At 65.4% G+C, this 737-nt stretch carries 1 protein-coding gene; it reads right to left on the bottom strand.

Going from position 1 to position 737, the window contains the following annotated elements:
- Nucleotides 1–38: 38 nt before the first annotated feature.
- Nucleotides 39–737 (bottom strand): Gfo/Idh/MocA family protein (locus tag A5706_RS35130; protein ID WP_068126022.1); only part of this gene is annotated, 699 nt, incomplete at its 5' end.

Below are 737 nucleotides of genomic sequence, written 5' to 3' on the forward strand. Positions count from 1 at the left end.
GCCCTCTCGACTGTCGACTGGCGCGGCGTTCATGGCGTTTACGCCGGTTCGCGGAGCGAGAGACCGGCGGCGCGGTAAATCGTATCGATGACGGACATGTTCTCGATCGCGCCTTCCGGCGTCGTCTTCACCGGTTCGCCGCGCAGCACCGCCGCGGCAAAAGCCTCGAGCTGGTACGCGAAGGTGGCGCGCCGCGGGAAGCGCTCGACGCGCTTGCTGTCGGCTGATTGGATGGAGAGCCGAGGGAGAACTTGAGGTGCCGCCGGACTGAGCCAATGCAGCCGGCCGCGATCGCCAACGATCCTGGCGCTCGCTCGAAAAAGATCCGACGACCACAGCGCGCAGCGGATCCGGCCCGTGAGCCAACTCGTGAAGCGCAACTCGGCCGTCATCGCCCGGTCCAGTTGAGTCCCGCGCAGTTTTGCCTGTGCCGCAACGACTTCCGGGGTCGAACCGCCGAAAGTGCGGAGCATGTCAACCGCGTAGACTCCGGCGTCCATCAGCGCGCCACCGGCGAGGGAGTAGTCGTAGACGTTGGCGTTGGAGCGCTTCGGCAGCAATACGCATAAGGAGACGTCGATCCGCTCGAGCTTGCCCAGCTCGCCTGACGTGAGAATCTGCTCGACGCGCGAAGTCAACGGATGGTAGCGGTATTGGATTGCCTCCATGACGACGCGATCTGACTTCGCGGCCAGCTCGGCGATGTCGCGGGCCTCGGCGGCATTGGCGGTGAACGG

This window comes from Mycobacterium sp. E796, from assembly GCF_001672815.1.
Classification (GTDB): domain Bacteria; phylum Actinomycetota; class Actinomycetes; order Mycobacteriales; family Mycobacteriaceae; genus Mycobacterium.